At 61.7% G+C, this 17,591-nt stretch carries 16 protein-coding genes; 2 read left to right on the top strand and 14 right to left on the bottom strand.

Features of this window, described 5'->3' with window-relative positions; translation table 11 throughout:
• Positions 1 to 28: 28 nt before the first annotated feature.
• Positions 29 to 658 carry a sigma-70 family RNA polymerase sigma factor gene (locus CRD15_RS05540; protein ID WP_370546845.1) on the bottom strand — a complete coding sequence of 210 codons (630 nt, stop codon included), beginning with the start codon at positions 656 to 658 and terminating at the stop codon, positions 29 to 31.
• A gap of 376 nt (positions 659 to 1,034) precedes the next feature.
• Here CRD15_RS05540 and CRD15_RS05535 point away from each other — a divergent pair, with 376 nt between their 5' ends.
• Positions 1,035 to 1,340, top strand: a complete 306-nt coding sequence (locus CRD15_RS05535) for a WhiB family transcriptional regulator (RefSeq protein WP_034971141.1) — start codon at positions 1,035 to 1,037, stop codon at positions 1,338 to 1,340.
• Between the two features lie 122 nt (positions 1,341 to 1,462).
• On the opposite strand, the gene groL is transcribed toward CRD15_RS05535, so the two are convergent.
• The 6 genes from groL to glmS form a co-directional block, all read right to left on the bottom strand.
• Positions 1,463 to 3,082: a chaperonin GroEL gene (gene groL / locus CRD15_RS05530; protein WP_187402105.1), complete on the bottom strand. Its 1,620-nt coding sequence runs from the start codon at positions 3,080 to 3,082 to the stop codon at positions 1,463 to 1,465.
• Between the two features lie 12 nt (positions 3,083 to 3,094).
• Positions 3,095 to 3,394 (bottom strand): co-chaperone GroES, encoded by a 300-nt coding sequence (gene groES, locus CRD15_RS05525; protein ID WP_013889160.1) that lies wholly within the window; start codon positions 3,392 to 3,394, stop codon positions 3,095 to 3,097.
• A 165-nt stretch (positions 3,395 to 3,559) separates the two neighbouring features.
• Positions 3,560 to 3,988 carry a hypothetical protein gene (locus CRD15_RS05520; RefSeq protein ID WP_034971136.1) on the bottom strand — a complete coding sequence of 143 codons (429 nt, stop codon included), beginning with the start codon at positions 3,986 to 3,988 and terminating at the stop codon, positions 3,560 to 3,562.
• 80 nt (positions 3,989 to 4,068) lie between these two features.
• Positions 4,069 to 6,585: a tRNA (adenosine(37)-N6)-threonylcarbamoyltransferase complex transferase subunit TsaD gene (gene tsaD / locus CRD15_RS05515; protein WP_187402104.1), complete on the bottom strand. Its 2,517-nt coding sequence runs from the start codon at positions 6,583 to 6,585 to the stop codon at positions 4,069 to 4,071.
• 286 nt (positions 6,586 to 6,871) lie between these two features.
• Positions 6,872 to 8,557, bottom strand: a complete 1,686-nt coding sequence (gene alr / locus CRD15_RS05510; RefSeq protein WP_237743897.1) for an alanine racemase — start codon at positions 8,555 to 8,557, stop codon at positions 6,872 to 6,874.
• 78 nt (positions 8,558 to 8,635) lie between these two features.
• Entirely contained in the window at positions 8,636 to 10,498 is a 1,863-nt protein-coding gene (gene glmS, locus CRD15_RS05505; protein WP_035001340.1) for a glutamine--fructose-6-phosphate transaminase (isomerizing), read from the bottom strand.
• A gap of 61 nt (positions 10,499 to 10,559) precedes the next feature.
• On the opposite strand from glmS, the gene CRD15_RS05500 reads away from it, so the two are divergent.
• Positions 10,560 to 11,435 carry a dienelactone hydrolase family protein gene (locus CRD15_RS05500; RefSeq protein ID WP_034971309.1) on the top strand — a complete coding sequence of 292 codons (876 nt, stop codon included), beginning with the start codon at positions 10,560 to 10,562 and terminating at the stop codon, positions 11,433 to 11,435.
• A gap of 51 nt (positions 11,436 to 11,486) precedes the next feature.
• Here the strand turns inward: CRD15_RS05500 and CRD15_RS05495 are convergent, their stop codons facing one another.
• From CRD15_RS05495 to CRD15_RS05465, 7 genes are all read right to left on the bottom strand, one after another.
• A complete protein-coding gene (locus CRD15_RS05495; protein ID WP_034971125.1) occupies positions 11,487 to 11,717 on the bottom strand; it encodes a hypothetical protein in 231 nt (76 codons plus the stop codon).
• Positions 11,711 to 13,126, bottom strand: a complete 1,416-nt coding sequence (locus tag CRD15_RS05490) for a hypothetical protein (RefSeq protein ID WP_187402103.1) — start codon at positions 13,124 to 13,126, stop codon at positions 11,711 to 11,713. Before CRD15_RS05490 ends, CRD15_RS05495 begins: the two co-directional genes overlap by 7 nt.
• Entirely contained in the window at positions 13,123 to 13,431 is a 309-nt protein-coding gene (locus CRD15_RS05485) for a hypothetical protein (protein ID WP_034971124.1), read from the bottom strand. The genes CRD15_RS05490 and CRD15_RS05485 overlap by 4 nt, the downstream gene beginning before the upstream one ends.
• Before the next feature lie 91 nt (positions 13,432 to 13,522).
• Complete coding sequence (gene glmM / locus CRD15_RS05480) at positions 13,523 to 14,866, bottom strand: phosphoglucosamine mutase (RefSeq protein ID WP_187402102.1); 1,344 nt, start codon at positions 14,864 to 14,866, stop codon at positions 13,523 to 13,525.
• Positions 14,867 to 15,046: 180 nt separating this feature from the next.
• A complete protein-coding gene (gene rpsI / locus CRD15_RS05475) occupies positions 15,047 to 15,607 on the bottom strand; it encodes a 30S ribosomal protein S9 (RefSeq protein WP_034971122.1) in 561 nt (186 codons plus the stop codon).
• Complete coding sequence (gene rplM, locus CRD15_RS05470) at positions 15,607 to 16,050, bottom strand: 50S ribosomal protein L13 (protein ID WP_034971121.1); 444 nt, start codon at positions 16,048 to 16,050, stop codon at positions 15,607 to 15,609. Before rplM ends, rpsI begins: the two co-directional genes overlap by 1 nt.
• A 251-nt stretch (positions 16,051 to 16,301) precedes the next feature.
• Complete coding sequence (locus tag CRD15_RS05465; RefSeq protein WP_187402101.1) at positions 16,302 to 17,237, bottom strand: PRC and DUF2382 domain-containing protein; 936 nt, start codon at positions 17,235 to 17,237, stop codon at positions 16,302 to 16,304.
• Positions 17,238 to 17,591 lie beyond the last annotated feature (354 nt).

The raw sequence follows: 17,591 nt of genomic DNA, 5'->3' as shown, positions 1-17,591 counted from the left end.
AGCTCCTAGGCGCCCTGTCAGGAGGACTCTAGGAGCTTGTGATGATTCCATGCTTCTTCAACTTCGCCACTGCCCTGTGTTGTGCAACGCGGACGGCAGTGGGCTTGGAGCCTACAATCTCCGCAGTTTCCTCGGCGGAGTAACCGTGAATAACGCGCAGAATAAGGATTTCTCTTGATTTCTCACTTAGGATATCGAGCTTCTTTGCAAAATCGTTACAGGCATCCTGGCTCAAATACACCTGTTCAGGGGATTCTTCGAAAGACTCTTCCTCTGGCAGCTCATCCGCAGGGTCGGACATGTCCCGCTGCTGCGCACGGTAGGCGTCAGTAACCTTATTCCGCGCCACGCGATAAACGAAGGCCATAAAAGGGGCGCCTTTATCCTCATAGCGCGGCAACGCCTTAACGATTGCGATGCAGACATCCTGGGCTACATCATCGGGCGTCGGGTAAGAGTTCATCCCCAACTTGCCACGGCAGAACACGACAACCTTAGGGTGTACAAGTTCTATTAGCCGGTTCACAGCGCGCCGATCCTGAGCAATGGCCGCTGGAAGGAGATCCTGAATCTCCTCATCCGCATCCCACAATGCAGCCATCGTTTTTACTCCGCTATACCTTCGAACGTCTTCATCAACCTGGGTTGAACTATCCATTACTCCTCACGTGCATGCAATTGCGCACGTTCAGAACATGTTCCCATTTTTTCCAAGAATATTCATATATATACAGCTTGCCCCGCAGCTTTTTCGGGCATCACCTGTGCTCCAGCTGTGAAGTCGAGCAAAGCTAAGAGCCCAGCCTAACCCCCCTTTGGGGGAATCTGGGCGTGGCGCAGAACAAGTTAATCCATTGTTCAACTAAGGGCGTTAGTGCAGGTGAAAGCATATGGAAACGTAATCAACTTCCATTAGTGCGGACTCTAGATACTCTTAGGGCACTCCCTCGTTACCTAAAGTTCATCTAAGGATTGGAACCTCTCTGACGTCACTACAAGTGAGCATCTTTACTTTCACGAGGAGTTTCCACCTAATGCCACAGCCCAGCCAACTTCCGGGACCAGCTTCTTCGACTTGGGAATGGCAACTCCACGGCGCATGCCGCGGCGCCGATTCCTCCGTCTTCTTCCACCCGGACGGCGAGCGTGGCCGCGCCCGCGCCATGCGTGAGCACCGCGCCAAGGCTATCTGCCGCGAATGCCCAGTCATTGAGCAGTGCCGCAGCCACGCACTCAGCGTTGGCGAGCCCTATGGCATCTGGGGCGGCCTCAGCGAATCTGAGCGAGACGCTATCCTGCGCCCCACCTCGCGCAACCGCGGTCGCCGCGCAGCCTCCTAAAAAGGAAAGCGGGGGATGCTTCCCAAAACAATGGGAAGCATCCCCCGCTTTGTTCCTGGCTAACCCGCCGGGTAGCCAAGCACAGCGACCAGACACAGAGACCAGGCGCCTAGTCAGAATGACTAGTGCACGTGGCCTGCGTGGGCACCAGCCTGCTTGGCTGGGTCGGCGGGCTTATCCACCACAGCGGTCTCGGTCGTCAGCACCATGCGGGCGACAGAGGTGGCGTTAACCACAGCGGAGTGGGTCACCTTTACCGGATCGATGATGCCCTGCTCCAGCAGGTTGCCGTACTCCAGGGTGGCGGCATTGAAACCGGAGCCATTGGGCTGCTCAGCGGTCTTGGCAACCACAACAGCACCATCCAGGCCAGCATTGTCGGCGATCCAGAAAGTCGGGCGACGCAGCGCGCGTGCCAGGGAGCGCAGGCCGATGCTCTCGTCGCCTTCCGCCTGGCGGGACATTTCTTCGATCTCGGCGGCGATCTGCACCAGCGCGGAGCCGCCACCGGCGATAACGCCTTCTTGGGAAGCAGCGCGGGCAGCGTTGATGGCATCCTCGATGCGCAGCTTGCGCTCGTTGACCTCGGTCTCGGTAGCGCCACCGGCACGGATCACAGCTACGCCGCCGGACAGCTTCGCCAGACGCTCCTCGAACTTCTCCTTATCCCAAGAAGAGTCGGTGCGCTCGATGTCGCCGCGAATCTGGTTACGTCGCTGCTCCACTGCCTCTGCGGAACCCGCACCGTCGACCAGTACGGTCTCTTCCTTCGTGATGTTCACGCGGCGGGCAGAGCCCAGCTGCTCCAGAGTGGTCTCGGAGAGCTTGTGGCCCAGCTCGCTGTCAATCACGGTACCGCCGGTCACGATGGCCAGGTCGTCCATGAACGCCGCGCGGCGGTCACCGAAGTACGGGGACTTCACCGCTGCTACCTTCAGGGACTTGCGGATCGCGTTCAGCACCAGCATCTGCAGCGGCTCGCCCTCGATATCCTCGGCGACGATCAGCAGCGGCTTGCCGGAGTTAGCGATCTTCTCCAGCACCGGCAGGAAGTCCGGCAGAGAGGAGATCTTCTCGCGCACCAGCAGGATCAGCGGATTCTCCAGCTCAGCGTGGCCGGTCTCCTGATCCGTGACGAAGTACGGGGACAGGTAGCCCTTGTCGAAGGACACACCCTCGGTGACGATGGACTCGTCTTCGATGGACTGGGACTCTTCAACGGTCACCACGCCGTCCTTGCCCACCTTGTCGAAAGCATCGGCAACCATGGCGCCGATCTTCTCGTCACGGGAGGAAACGGTAGCAACGTTGGCGATGGCCGCGTTGTCAGCAACGGGCTGTGCCATCTCGCGTAGCAGCTCCAGAACACGCTCGGTGCCCTCCGCGATACCGCGGTTCACGGCAATCGGGTTGGCACCGGCAGCCACCGTGCGCAGGCCCTCGTTGATCAGAGCCTGCGCCAGCAGGGTGGCGGTGGTGGTGCCGTCGCCGGCGATGTCGTTGGTCTTGATAGCTACGGACTTGACCAGCTGGGCACCCAGGTTCTCGAAAGGATCCGCCAGGTCGATGTCGCGTGCAATGGTCACGCCATCGTTGGTTACGGTCGGGCCACCGAAGGCCTTGTCCAGCACGACATTGCGGCCGCGCGGGCCTAGGGTCACCTTCACCGCGTCCGCCAGGGCGTCTACGCCCTTCTGCAGCCCTTCACGGGCTTCTTGATCAAATGCGATGAGTTTCGACATGCAGCTACCTGCTTACTTTTCGATGACGGCCAGGATGTCGCGCTGGCTCAGCAGCAGGTACTCTTCGCCGTTGTACTTCAGCTCGGTGCCGCCGTACTTGGAGAAGACGACGGTGTCGCCCTCCTTAACATCCATCGGGATGCGGTCATCGTCATCTGCCCAGCGGCCGGGGCCTACTGCGATAACGGTTGCCTCCTGCGGCTTCTCCTTTGCGGAGTCCGGGATGACCAGGCCGGATGCGGTGGTCGTCTCTGCCTCGACGATCTGCACGAGAACGCGGTCCTCGAGGGGCTTGATGTTGACGTTAGCCACGATTGAATACCTCCGTGTATTCGAGCTGTAGGGTTTCACTCTTGTGAACTGTTGTGCCGGTTGGTTTTCCAGATACAGCCGTCGTCGCGGGTGAACAACTGTGAGTCAAACAACCTATCTGGCACTCTACCCTCGCAAGTGCTAACGCTCAACAAACCCCCGGCGTTAGATACCCTTCGTCAGGTTAATCACTGCGTCGTGCCAGAGCTGGTAGTCCTTGGCGTTATCTGCCTTGTAATTCTCTACCGCACGAATGCCGTTGTGGATCGACTCGATGTCCTCGTCCGTCAGGTCCGCGCCCTCGTCACCCACGAACAGAACCGGGCCGAGGATCGCGCGGGTCGGGTCGGAGATAAAGGCGGAATCGCCCGTTTCCTGTTCCTTGCGCCCCATGGAAGCCAGTGGGTTCGGCTCCGGGTTTTCAGCCTTACGCGCGTCGGAGGAATAAACAGCAGCAACCGTCAGGCCACTCTCCACGAAAACGACGTGCAGGCGATCCTGTGCACTACCCCCCAGTACGTCGGCGGCCTCCGAAAGTTCGATGTCGAGTTCCTTCGCCTGTAGGTCGGGCGTTACCAGCATGCTGCGTGCCATTGTGAGCTCCTAGATATTTGATGGATACTTGATGAAAGGCTTTCGCTTTTTACATAGGCACCCCACATTTTGCCAGCAAATTAGGGATTGCGCAGGACAGGCTCTTCCACGTCCAGCGAAGGGTCAGTCGGCGTCGATAAACCACTCGGCTCCTCCCCTGCCGCAACGAGTCGCGCGGCCAGTGCCGCAATCATCACGCCGTTGTCGGTGCAGAGCTTTGCCTGCGGGATTTTTAGTTCGACGCCCACTTCTCCGCACCTTTCGGCCGCTACTTCCCGCAGCCGTCTGTTCGCAGAAACACCTCCGCCGAGCAGCATCACGCGGGCATTCTTATCCTCGCAGGCGCGCAAGGCCTTGGTGACGAGGACGTCCACCACTGCCTCTTGGAAGGAAGCGCACACATCTTCAATGGGAATGGTTGCACCCTCCCGATCCGCAGTTTCCACGTATCGGGCGACAGCGGTCTTCAGGCCGGAGAACGAGAAGTCGTAGCGTGAATCCTGTTGTCGCATCATTCCGCGGGGAAACGCAATGGCCTGCGGGTTACCCCGGGAGGCCAGACGGTCGATGACCGGCCCGCCGGGGTACCCCAGTCCCAGCAGTCGGGCGACCTTGTCGTAGGCCTCGCCGGCGGCATCGTCCAACGTGCTGCCGAGTTCCTCCATCGGCGCGCCCGCGCCAGTGACATGCAGAATCTGCGTGTGCCCGCCACTAACTAGCAGGGCAATGGCGTTGCTGAGGTCTCTGTCAGTGCCGGTGCTGGCGCCGGCTCCCTCTGCGACATCCTCTATGAGAGTTCCGACAGCCACATGCCCGCCCAGGTGGTTCACTCCGTAGAACGGCACCTCCCATGCCAAGGCGTAAGCCTTCGCGGCCGCCGCGCCGACCAGCAACGCTCCGGCCAGACCCGGGCCCACCGTCGCGGCCACCACGTCCGGGATGCGGAAACCGGGGACGCGCTCGCGTGCCTCCGCCAAGGCGGCCCGCATGGTCGGCTGCATTGCTTCGAGGTGCGCGCGGGAGGCGATCTCCGGGACTACTCCACCGAAGCGGGCGTGCTGCTCCATCGAAGAAGCCACCTGGTTGGCAATGATCTCTAGCTGCGCCGTGTCGCCATCATCAGTGGCAGTGCTAGCGACGATCCCCACGCCGGTCTCATCGCAGGAGCTCTCGATGCCCATGATGTAGCGCGGCCGCCCCTGGTCACCGCCCTCTGAGGCGTCAGCTTCTGAAGCTGGGGTGGCGTCATCAATAGGACCAGGGCGCACCATGGTGAAGGCATCGGCACCAGAGGGCTGGTAGTAGGCCTTGCGCGTGCCCTCGATGGTGAAGCCGTAGCGTTCGTATAGGCCGACGGCGGGCTGATTGTCGGTGCGCACCTCGAGGAATACCGGGGCGCCCAGGCGATCGGCGACGGCGATGAGCGGATCCATCAGAAGCTTGGATAGACCACTGCCCTGGAATTCGGGGAGGAGGCCGATGGTGTGGATCTCCCCTTCCGGATCCTGGGCGGGGCCGCCGACGGCGAGAATGGCATAGCCGACCAGCTGAGGCGCGTTCGTGGAATCGGTGACTTCCAGGCCGAGGCAGTGGGTATGCGGCGCGGCGATCTCACTGGCGAAGGCCTCCGCGGACCAGGGGGAATCCTCGGGGAAGAGGACTTGCTCTATGTCCGCGCAGACGGGTGCGTCGGTGGGCGCAAGCAGGCGGACCCGGGCAGCTTGGCCATTGGCCTCCCTGTCTACACCGGCGATGTCAGGGTCGACTGCGAAGGCGCTGTTCTGACCCGCTTTTTCCTCCTGGACGCCCAACTCCTGCACGCGGGAGAAGTCCAGCGCCTTAGAAATCGCCTTTGCTTTCGGCTCCTGTGCATCCGGGCGGCGCAGGTAGAGCGCGCGGAGTGCGGGCGCGTCGGCCAACAGTCCCGGAACGGAACCGAGGGATTCCAGCGCCGCAAGCACTAGTCCCCGAGGCGTGGGATGGGCATCCAGGCTCTCCACCTGGCAATTCTCCAGGGACCCGAAAAGCTCCTGAACCTGGTCCGCGACCGCGGAAGCGCTTAGCACCCGCAAAGGCCAGCGGTCGAGTTCCTGCTGGATATCCCGCACCACGTCGGGAGAGTGAACCGACGCCGGAACCTGCACCTCAGAGCACAATCGCCCTGCCGACCCCGGGAAGAAACTTATACGCGAGTGGTAGAACTCCCGGCGCCGGGCATCGGAGACGATCAGGTAGTCGCCGAAGGCTTTCGATCCGACCTGGGAGGTTGCGTGCTCCCAGGCCGTGGCGGCCGCGCTGGGAATGCCGTGGACGGGGATCGAGAGGGCGTCACCAAAAGCAGCAGCAGTAGCCATACCTACCCGCAGCCCCGTGAATGGCCCCGGGCCGGTGCCCACAACGACGGTGTGCAGGTCGCGAGGGGACAGCTTCGCCTCGGTCAAGCAGGCCTGAATATTGGGCGCGAGGAGCTCCATGTGGCCGCGGACGTTATCCACGAGGCGCTCGGTGAGCACGCGCACCTGGCCGTTCGCGGAGACCTGAACAACACCGCAGGTGACGTAATTGGTGGAGGTATCGACGGCCAGCACGTTAATCATGGGGATATTCTAGGCCGGGGTGCGGGGTGGGCACCAAGCGCACGGGTGGAGCAGCCAGACAGCAACCCGGAAAACAAGAAGTCCCCGAGAGGCTCTCGCAGTAAACCTCTCAGGGACTGTGTACGCCTGGCGGGTTGATCAGGCCCTTCAGTGCCAGCGTCTTGTGAAACACCCCTCACGGTGATTCGTCAACTATTTTTACACAGCGCAGGGACAAAAAGCAAGTCTTGCCGAGAGGTTCCATAGATTTTCCTAAGAAATTGCCAGAATACGCCGCGGCGGAACGCTAGACCCAGCGCCAGGTCACGGTGCGGATTTCGCTGGCAGCATCCGCGGCGCCACTCACGCTACCCCGGTCGATCTGCACATCCAGCACCTTGTCGCTCAAAGGCTCCACCACGCCGCGCCCCCACTCCGCGACCACGACCACGTCGTCGATATCCGCGTCGATGTCCAGGCTCTCCAGTGCATCAAGCACCTCATTGCGGTCGATGTGACGCCCCGGTTCGATCCCCTCGTCCACATCCGCGCCCAGCAGGCGGTAGGCATCCATGTGCAACAGCCCGACCCCACGCTGCCCGGCGCGGTGGGTCCGCACGATGGTGAACGTCGGCGATTGCACGCGCCCCTTCACCCCCAGACCGGCCGCCAACCCCTGGGTCAGAGTCGTCTTGCCCGCGCCCAGCGGACCGGACAGCACCACGACGGTTCCTGCCTCTAGCTGCGCCCCCAGCTGTTCGCCCAGGTGCCGCATGTCATCGGCGGTCGCCACGGTGCGGGAACCATCGCCGGAGAAGTCGGGGCTCCCTCCGCGGAACACCCGTGCGATCCGTGGGCCGCGTGGCATCGTCAGCACCTCGTAGCTGATCGTTCCGGCCAGCTCCGCGAATTCGTCGATGCTTGTTCCGCCTTCGCCGAAGATCACCGCCCAGTCGCCTGGCTGAACGGCACTGGTCTCCGCCTCTGCGCCGTCCGCCGGCCCCAGCTCCACGACGATCTGATCCATACAGACCCGTCCGATCTGCGGATAAGCCTTCCCGTTGATCGTCACCTGCATCTTGCCGGAGACGCTGCGGGGCAGCCCATCGGCATAACCCAGCGCCACCACGGCAGTGCGGGTATCGCGTTGCGCCCGCCACGTGTGGCTGTAGCTCACGCCCTCCCCCTTGGGCACCACGCGAGTCGTTATCACGCGAGCGCGCAGCGTCATAGCCGGTCGTAGCTCTACGCCCGCGCCTGCCGGGTCGATGCCGTATAGTCCGACGCCCGGTCGTACCAACTCATAAGCCAAATCAGGGCGGTTGAGCGTTGCCGGTGTGTTTGCAATGTGATTGCAGGGCACCGGCAGACCGTGGTTGCGGCAGAACTCGATGGCCTGCGCGAAGCGAGTGGCCTGCAGATCGTTTGCTTCCGACTGAGGCTCGTCAGCGCTGGCCATGTGGCTCATCACGCCGGTGATGTCCACGCAATCTGTGTGGGCCGCCAGCAGCTCCACGGTCTGCTGCCACTCGGCAGGGCTTACCCCGGAACGGGAAAGGCCTGTATCCACCATGAGGGAGGCGCGCACGGGAGCACTGACCTGCGTTTCCCGTAGCGCCCGCTCGGCCTGCTCCACCAGAGATTTCGCGTGTGCCAGTGAGGGCACGCCAACGGTAATTCCTGCAGCAAAGACGTCCGCCAACTCATCGCCCGGCATCCACATCCACGCGGTGATCGGGGTGGAATGATAGCGCTCCCCCAAGTCTTTGAGGATCCCGCGCAGGTGCAATGCCTCCCCTAGCGTGGCCACGCCGAGCTGTTCCACGCCTGCGTCCAACATGGCGGGAGCAACCACATCTACCCCGTGGTTGTAGGCATCGGCCTTCACTACTGCCATCACCCCGGCGGGCGCCGCAGCCTCCTGGAACACGCGCACATTGTGCGCAATGGCATCCAGGTCAACGACTAATTCCGCAAGGTGACGATCCGACATGTTCATAACCTTAGCCACCCCTCCTGGAATCCTAGGAAAAGGGCACGGCAGGGGGCGTCACTAAGAAAGAACCCGCAGCTACTCGACAGTGACGGACTTGGCGAGGTTACGCGGCTTGTCGATGTCCTGGTTGCCGCACTCGCGGGCGATGTCGGCGGCCAGGAACTGCAGCGGCACCGTGGACAGCAGCGGCTGCATCAGCGACGTAGTACCCGGGATCTCCAGCAGCCAGTTGGCGAAGGGGCGCACGGCCTCGTCGCCTTCCTCGGCGATAACGATGGTCTTCGCACCGCGGGCGCGGATCTCCTGAATGTTAGAAACGATCTTGGAGTGCAGCACCGGACGGCCATTCGGGCTGGGAACGACCACGACGACGGGCAAATCGTCCTCGATCAGGGCGATCGGGCCGTGCTTGAGCTCACCGGCGGCGAAGCCCTCGGCGTGGATGTAGGCCAGCTCCTTCAGCTTCAGCGCGCCCTCGAGGGCGACAGGGAAGCCGACGTGGCGGCCCAGGAACAGCATGGTCTTCACCGGGCCGAGTTCCTTCGACAGCTCCAGGATCTGGTCGCGCAGCTCGAGGGTCTTCTCGATCTTCTCGGGGATAGCCTCCAGCGCGTAGTAAATCTCCGCGATTTCGTCGGCGTACTTCGTGCCGCGCGCCTGAGCCAAAGCCAAGCCGACCAGGTAGTTCGCCGCAACCTGCGCCAGGAAAGCCTTCGTGGAAGCCACACCGATCTCCGGGCCGGCGTGGGTGTACAGCACGGCATCGGATTCGCGTGGGATCTGCGAACCGTTGGTGTTGCAGACAGCCAGCACGCGGGCGCCCTGCATCTTCGCGTGACGCACCGCCTCCAGCGTGTCGGCGGTCTCGCCGGACTGGGAGACAGCAACGACGAGGGTGCGTTGGTCCAGAACTGGGTCGCGGTAGCGGAACTCGCTGGCGACCTCGATCTCTACGGGAAGGCGAACCCAGTGCTCGATGGCGTACTTAGCCAGCAGGCCAGAGTGGTAGGCCGAGCCACAGGCGACAACGAAGACCTTTTCTACGCCACGCAGATCCTCATCGGACAGGCGCTGCTCGTCCAGCACGATTCGGCGGCCGTCGAAGTGACCGGCCAGGGTGTCGCGGACGGCAGCGGGCTGCTCGTGGATTTCCTTCATCATGAAGGAATCAAAGCCGTCCTTCTGTGCAGCATCCAGGTCCCAATCGATGGTGAAGGGCTTGCCTTCTACCGGGTTGCCGTCGAAGTCGTAGATGTCGTAGGAATCGGGGGTGATAACCACCGCGTTATCCTGCCCCAGCTCTACGGCGTTCTTCGTGCGGTCGATAAAGGCTGCAACGTCGGAACCCAGGAACATCTCGCCCTCGCCCACGCCGACGATCAGCGGGGTGGAACGACGACCGGCGACGATGGTGCCCGGGTGATCGTCGTGAACGAACAGTACGGTGAAAGCACCGTCGAGTCGGGATAGAACCTTCAGCGCGGAGGCTTGGAAGTCGCCTGCGGTCTCGCCCTCGTTGTAGGCAAGCGCCAGCAGGTGTGCGGCGACTTCGGAGTCGGTTTCGGATTCCAATTCGATGCCAGCGGCTTCGATTTCTGCACGCAAGGTGGAGAAGTTTTCGATGATGCCGTTGTGGACGATGGCGACTTTGCCGTCGAAGGAACGGTGCGGGTGCGCGTTGACGTCATTAGGCCGACCGTGGGTTGCCCAGCGGGTATGGCCGATGCAGGCGGTGCCGTGGAAGTCATCGCGACCTACCTCATCGATACGGTCGATGAGGTTTTGCAGTTTGCCTTCCTTCTTTTCGATGTGCAGGGAGTCCTGCTCGACAACTGCGATGCCTGCGGAATCGTATCCGCGATATTCCATTCGCTCCAGCGCGTCCAACCCGATTTGGAGAGCCTCGGAGTTACCTACGTAGCCAACAATTGCACACATGCCTCTGACGATACACAATGGCCACTTGATTTCGGTAAGCTGTGGGGCTGTGGCAGATAAGATTAATAACCTAATTACTCGCTTGGGCAAGCGCGGCCCACACCGCGTGATGGTCGGTGACCTGAACTTCGCCGGAATTCCGGGGCGTGTGTACACCCCCGCCGAGGGCAAGGGGATTCCGGGCATCGCCTTCGGTCACGACTGGCGTGTTGGGGTACACAGCTACCACGCAACTTTGCGCCACCTGGCTAGTTGGGGCTTCGCCGTAGCCGCGCCGGATACGGAGACCGGCCTGGCGGCCAACCACCGTGGCTTCGCCGCCGACCTGGAGACCGCACTGCAGATCCTGGCCGGTGTGCGCCTCGGCAACGGCAACGTCACGGTGCAGCCAAACAATCTGTACCTCGCTGGTCATGGCATGGGTGCCTCGGCTGCCGTGCTGGCTGCGACGGGGCGTAGTCACCGCAGCGAGCTGAAGGGCTACGAAACCGAACCCACCATTGCCGGCGTTATGGCTGTGTACCCTGCGGATACTTCCCCGGATGCAACGGAAGCCGCAAAGTACGTAAAGGCCCCTGGCCTGGTCCTGGAGGCTGGCCGTTTGGGCGAAACCCCGAGGGGCAACGCGAAGCGTATGGCCGCCAACTGGGGCGGTGACGTGGTCTACCGCGAACTGCTGAGCGCTTCTTCCACCAGCTTTAGCGAAAACTACGGCCGCAACTTTGCCTTGGGCTCTGGCCTGCCGCAGTTCAGCCAGCAGGAGCTGGTCCGTGGCCTGCTGACGGGCTTTGTTCTGGCGGAGGATAAGGGCAAATACAAGTCCTTCCGCGATAGCCATGCGGAGCTGAAGAAGACCCGCACTGCCACCCAGCACGAGCTGTACAAGAACCTGCCCGAGAACGTGGATCTGGAAGAGCGCCTGAGCGAAATCTTCTAGGTTGGTCTCCTCCGGGTTGATGGGTTGATCTACCCGGGGCTCCGGATGTGACTAGTCGAAGATCCTTCCGCGCATTCCTTGGGCGCCGTGCTTGCCCACCTGGCGGGGTTCCCCAACCTGGTCTGCCTTCGCTCCCCGCCGCGCCTCCTTCGCTTCCTCAAGCTGCCGGGTGCATTCCTTCAGGGTTTCTTCGAACTCCCGCACCGATTCTTCTACTTCTGCCATATACTCATCGACGATGCGCTGGTAGCGCGTCGCTAGTTCCTCCTGTCGGTTCACCACTCACCGCTCCTTTCTATTCCGACGCCCACCGCCGCAGCTCCTGCCAGTTCCACAGAGGCGCCTTCCATTTCAATCGAGGCAGAGCCCGCTGCCGCAACCCAGATATCAGGCTTCCACTGCTGTGATGGCGCGGCAGGCGCAGTGGGCTCTGGGGCTGGTTTGGGTTCCGTCTTCTGCTCTGGGACTGGGGGCTCGCAGCGCGGAGGCTCCGGCTGTGGATCCGGTTGCGGCGCTGGAGCTGGCTCCGGCTTAGGTGCCGGCTCCGGCTTTGCCTCTGCCTGTTCAGGCTTCGGCTCAGGGGCGGGCTTTTCCTCGCAGACGTGTGCGGGTGCAGGCTTATGCTGGGCTTCCTCGCATTCGTCCTTCTGCACGACTTGTTCAGGTTTCGGGTCTGGTTCCGGCGCGGGCTTCGGCTCGGGAGCTGGTTCCGGTTCCGGCTTGGGTTCTGGTTCCGGTTTCGGGTCTGGTTGCGGCGTTGGATCTGGTTGCGATGCAGGATCCGACTGCGGCACCGGACATTCCTCAACTGGCGGGGTGAGAAGCTCCGTCACGCAATGGACAAAGTCGCCCCACAGCCTCATCGCACCTTGCATGTTGATCTGTAGGCAGCCTGCTAGTGGAGGTGGCGCTGGCACAGGTGTCTGGGCCATCGCCGGACGAGTGACCGTCTGTGGCTCTTCCGCTTGCACCGGCGCCGGAGCCTTTACCGCAGGTGGCTCTGCAGGCTTTTCCGCCGGGGTAACCGCGGGCTTCTCTGCGGGCTGTACTGGCTGCTCGCACCGCGGAGGTTCCTTAGCTTGCTCGGGACACTTCGTTTCCGCAGGGCGCGGATCCTCGCAGACAGGCTTCTTGGAATTGCCGGGTTCGGCGGCGGGCTTTGCATCCTTAATCAACGTGTCCATGGTTTTATTCAGACAGTTGTTACGACTGTGCAGGATGTTCTTCGACAACTTTCCCGCAAGCTTCGCCAGCACTTCCAACAGCGGCTTTCCACCGCCAACCAGGCCGACCCCCAGAAACGCAAAAAGCTCTAGCTTTTCGGCGATCCCCTCGATAGAGCTCACCGCGGTCTCCGAGGATTCCCCCATCACATCGGCAGTATTTCGCACCGCCACGCAACGATCCTGGACGCATCGCTCGTGATCCCGCTGCTCCTTCCCCGCCTTCTCAGTCGCCTTCCCCGGCCGACCATCCCCCAAGCCACGGAAGCTATCTTTCGCGTCTTTCTCCGCTTCGCCTCCCGGCGCTTGTCGCTTGCTGTTGCTCGCCGGCCCTAGCGACACTCTGATCGCTTCGGGATTCATGCCATTGGTAAATGACGCCGCAGCTTTCGCCTCCTCCACCGGTGCACCGAAGCGGGCCATCACATCAAGCGCAGCGTTCAGACGTATATCCAACGAAGCCGTCATGCCCACACGCTCCCTTCACCCAAGCGTGTGGAGTTATCCTGATCCGCGTCCCCCACGCGGCCAGCTAACCCGACAAGATCTTCCCCCGCTTTGACCATGCGCTCGGCATGGCTGATGCGCACCGAATGCCCCTGATCCACAAGGGAAAGAAATTCTTGAGCCTTTTCTTGCAGCCCCGCGCCAAAAATAGCGGCAGAAACTTGAGGGCGGTTTCCACCCAGATGGGATACCCAGCTTTCCTGTTCGCCCCGCACCTTCGCTGCTCTGTCCGCAGCGACCAGCGGATCCACTTGTAACTCTTCCACGACCTTTTATTCCCCCTTTGATCCTTCCGCACAGTTAGACCGTGCGGAAGCACAAAAGGTTCACGGAAGATTCCCAACATCGTGGGCAGGCTTAAACCTCCGCCACAACAGCCGCTAGCTTGCCGGCGATACGACGCGCCGTCCCAGGATCAGCAGCTTCCACCATCACACGAAACAGCTCTTCAGTGCCAGAGGGGCGCAGCAGCACACGGCCGGCATCGCCCAGATCCTCCTCCGCCTTCGCGATGGCCTCCACCACCCGCTCGTCGTCGGCGATGACGGACTTATCCGCCACCGGCACGTTGATCAGCGTCTGCGGCAGCACCGTCATTATCTTCGCCAGCTCAGACAGAGGCTTGCCCGTCTGCGCCATGCGCGCCATCAAGGTCAGTCCGGTCAGGGTGCCGTCGCCGGTGGTTGCGTGCTCAGAAATAATGACGTGCCCCGATTGCTCGCCGCCCAGCGAAAGATCAGAGGCCAACAGCTCGGCCAGCACGTAGCGGTCGCCGACCTGGGTTTCCAGGACCTTGATTCCGTTTGCCCGCATGGCCAGCTTCAGTCCTAGGTTGGACATCACGGTGGCCACGAGGGTGTTCTGCTTAAGCTCTCCGTTTTCCTTCATCGCCAGCGCAATGATGGCCATGATCTGGTCGCCATCCACCACGTTGCCCTCGGAATCGACGGCCAGGCAACGGTCCGCATCGCCATCGTGTGCCAGCCCCAGGTCCGCCTGGTGCTCCAGGACGGCCTTCTGCAGCACGTCAATGTGGGTAGAGCCCACACCATCGTTGATGTTGAAGCTATTCGGGCGGCTGTGAATAGCCACGACGTCTGCTCCGGCCTGGCGATACGCTTCCGGGGCAGCGGTCGATGCCGCTCCATTGGCACAATCCACCACTACGCGGATGCCATCCAGTGGGTGATTAATGGCCGTGCCTACGTGCACCAGGTAGCGTTCCAGCGCATCGTGGGACTCGTCGAGGATGCGTCCGATTGCGGCACCAGTTGGTCCGGATTCGGGCAGCTCCAGCATCGTGGCCTCGATGGCGTCTTCCACATCATCCTGCAGCTTGCGCCCACCAGCCGCAAAGAACTTAATGCCGTTATCTGGCATTGGGTTGTGGGAGGCGGAGATCATCACGCCCATGTCGGCACCGAAATCATCGGTGAGGAAGGCTACGGCCGGGGTCGGGATCACGCCGACGTCCAGCACATCCACGCCCTGCGAGGCCATGCCTGCCGACAGCGCAGCCATCAGCATCTCCCCCGATACGCGCGGATCGCGGCCGACCACGGCGGTGGGGCGGCGCCCGCCCACTTCCTCCTTGGATACCAACACGCGCGCGGCGGCGGCACCCAGCTTCATCGCCAACGGCGCAGTCAGCTTCTTGTTCGCCAGGCCGCGCACACCATCAGTTCCGAACAATTTACCCATGGGGCGAAATGTTACCCGGTCAACCCCCTGACACTATGCCTGCCACTCCCGGGCTTAGAAAAAGAGGCCTGAAGAAAAGGATAGAAAGCGCGACAAAAGGGAAACCCCCTCGCCCCAGCCGACATGTTGTACGGCTGGGATGAGGGGGGGGCGTCGCCACCAAAAAAGGAAGGAGGCGGTTTAACGCTTGGAGTACTGCGGGGCACGACGTGCCTTGTGCAGACCGGCCTTCTTGCGCTCCACTGCACGAGCGTCGCGGGTCAGGAAGCCAGCGCGCTTCAGCTCAGTGCGCTCTGCCGGGTTGTACTTGTTCAGTGCACGGGCGATAGCCAGGCGGAAAGCACCAGCCTGACCGGAGGGGCCGCCACCGTTCAGGTTTGCGTGGATGTCGAACTGGTTCTCGCGGTCCAGCAGAACCAGCGGAGCCTTGATCAGCTGCTGGTGCAGCTTGTTCGGGAAGTAGTCCTCCAGGGTGCGGCCGTTGCAAACGAACTCGCCAGAGCCCGGAACCATGCGGACGCGGACGACAGCTTCCTTACGACGACCAACGGTCTGGATGGGGCCTTCGTACAGAACCGGCTCAGCAGCAACCTGCTCAGCGTCGTCTTCGGAAGCGACGGAGTCACCGATGGTGGCAACGAACTCTTCGTTCACTGCGTCGGCAGCGGTGTACTCGCCCTCGTAGTTGTCCTCGACGGCAACGTTCTGCTCGTCGGTTACGTTCTCGTTGTACTCGGTCATTACTGTGCCACCTGCTTGATCTCGTAGGTCTCAGGCTTCTGGGCCTCGAAAGTGTGCTCCGGGCCAGCGAAGACGCGGAGCTTCTTGATGGACGCGCGGGACAGCTTGTTGTGCGGCATCATGCCCTTCACTGCCTCCTCGATAACGCGCTCCGGGTGCAGCTCCAGGGAACGACCCAGGGACATGGTCTTCAGACCACCCGGGTAGCCGGAGTGACGGTAGCGCATCTCGCGCTCGCGCTTGTTGGAGGAAACGTGAACCTTGTCGGCGTTGATGATGATGACGTTGTCGCCGCAGTCAACGTTGGGTGCGTAGTAAGGCTTCTTCTTGCCGCGCAGCAGGTCAGCTGCGGTAACAGCAAGACGACCCAGCACCACATCGGTGGCGTCGATGACGTACCACTTACGGGTAATGTCACCGCTCTTCGGGTGGAAAGTAGTCACAGTGGACTCCTAAAAGTCTTGATCTTGGAACTGCCAGCCAGATGAGCACTTAAAGCTGAATACTTGAGCGCTTCTGCGGCGGCCGGTTGTGACCCGCAGAAATGCATGAACTCGAAACCTTTCGAGCGGCATGCACACAACCCTTGGGAATTTACTACAGTCCGGCTCGAACACCAAAAATCCCCGTCTCCCCTTCCTCGATGGGAAGGTGCGGAGCCGGGGATCGTGCGGTTGTCGGGAGTTGAGGTTTTTTAGGAGTTGACGCCGCCGTCTACGTCGGTGTCGATCTGCTCCTTACGGAGCTCCTCAGTGTGGCGCTCGGTCTCGGTGATCTGCTCCTTGTTCAGGGATACCTTCTCCACCGGCACGGTTTCCTTGTTGACAGAGACACGCTCTTCGCTCAGAGTCACGGATGCTTCCTGGCCGCCCTCGTCGATGGAGCCCTTGTAGTTGGCAGCCTCGTCTGCGGAGATCGGGGTGCGCTCGACGCGAACCTCTTCGCGGGTGACCGGAACCTCGACGGTCTCAGTGTCGGTGACGACGTACTTACGCAGGCGAGCCTCGCCGGTCTGGACCTTATCCTTCTGAACGTTCAAACGCTCCTCGGAGCGGATGATCTCGCCTTCGTTGTTTACGGCAGCCTCGCGGTTAGCGGCGGTGTTAGCAGCATCGCCGGTCTGTGCAGCGTCGCGCTCGCTAGCGCCGGAGTTAGCTCCTGCAACACCAGCGCCAGCAGCGCCAGCACCTGCAACACCAGCGCCAGCAGCGCCAACACCATCTGCGGCGCTACCACCGGCAGCCTCGTGGCGCTCCAGGGTGCTGCGCTCTTCGCCGGTGCCCTGCTGACCAGCGGTGTCGCCGTAGCGGGTGGTGTCTTCGACATTGTCCAGCCCGTAGTGGCGGTAGATCTCGTTCTGCTGCTCCGGGGTCAGCGCCTGGTCAGCGTCGAAGTCCGGCGCGTCCTTCACACGATCCTTTGCGAAGGCCAGGTTCAGGTTCTCGCCGTCGAACTTGTGGCCGCGCATCGGAACCAGGCTGGAGTTCATGCCGAACAGGCCGTGGTTGACCTCAACGAAAGTCGGCTGGCCGGACTGGTCATCAACGAAGATTTCCTTCACGCTGCCCAGCTTGTCGCCGGCGTTGTCGTAAGCGGTTGCCTTGAACAGATCCTTGATGTCGTTGCTCATTAGCTAATAAATCCTTTCGCCAAGTCGGTACGCAATACGGGTTAGGTTTTGCTTGGTGAGTACCAACATTTGGGAGTTACATAGTGGTGTGACTTCAGCGTGGTGATCGCTGATTGTCTTTCTGTTTCCCGTACATCGACGACGCTACGTATGGATTTATTGACTTTTCAACCAACATCGGCGCAAACGACCTGCTGAAGCAGATTTCATCAACGAACCGCCAGCTCAATCCCCAGGGTTAAGATTCCATTACGTTTCCGATCAACCCGGCTTCACTGTCGCTACCCACGCGTGACCGCGTCAGAAAAGAAAGCGTTCAGCTCTCCCCGAAACTGCTCGGGGAGGGCTGAAAGC

Origin of the sequence: Corynebacterium sp. LK28 (assembly GCF_014335105.1) — a bacterium.
Classification (GTDB): domain Bacteria; phylum Actinomycetota; class Actinomycetes; order Mycobacteriales; family Mycobacteriaceae; genus Corynebacterium; species Corynebacterium macclintockiae.
This window is presented reverse-complemented; position numbering and strand designations above follow the sequence as displayed.

Bases quoted from the DNA above. Each gene is read 5' to 3' on its own strand.
- glmS (WP_035001340.1), bottom strand. From the start codon at position 10,498: ATGTGTGCAATTGTTGGCTACGTAGGTAACTCCGAGGCTCTCCAAATC.
- glmM (WP_187402102.1), bottom strand. From the start codon at position 14,866: ATGGGTAAATTGTTCGGAACTGATGGTGTGCGCGGCCTGGCGAACAAG.
- CRD15_RS05540 (WP_370546845.1), bottom strand. From the start codon at position 658: ATGGATAGTTCAACCCAGGTTGATGAAGACGTTCGAAGGTATAGCGGA.
- CRD15_RS05490 (WP_187402103.1), bottom strand. From the start codon at position 13,126: ATGACGGCTTCGTTGGATATACGTCTGAACGCTGCGCTTGATGTGATG.
- CRD15_RS05520 (WP_034971136.1), bottom strand. From the start codon at position 3,988: ATGGCACGCAGCATGCTGGTAACGCCCGACCTACAGGCGAAGGAACTC.
- groL (WP_187402105.1), bottom strand. From the start codon at position 3,082: ATGTCGAAACTCATCGCATTTGATCAAGAAGCCCGTGAAGGGCTGCAG.
- rpsI (WP_034971122.1), bottom strand. From the start codon at position 15,607: ATGACCGAGTACAACGAGAACGTAACCGACGAGCAGAACGTTGCCGTC.
- CRD15_RS05465 (WP_187402101.1), bottom strand. From the start codon at position 17,237: ATGAGCAACGACATCAAGGATCTGTTCAAGGCAACCGCTTACGACAAC.
- CRD15_RS05535 (WP_034971141.1), top strand. From the start codon at position 1,035: ATGCCACAGCCCAGCCAACTTCCGGGACCAGCTTCTTCGACTTGGGAA.
- alr (WP_237743897.1), bottom strand. From the start codon at position 8,557: ATGTCGGATCGTCACCTTGCGGAATTAGTCGTTGACCTGGATGCCATT.
- tsaD (WP_187402104.1), bottom strand. From the start codon at position 6,585: ATGATTAACGTGCTGGCCGTCGATACCTCCACCAATTACGTCACCTGC.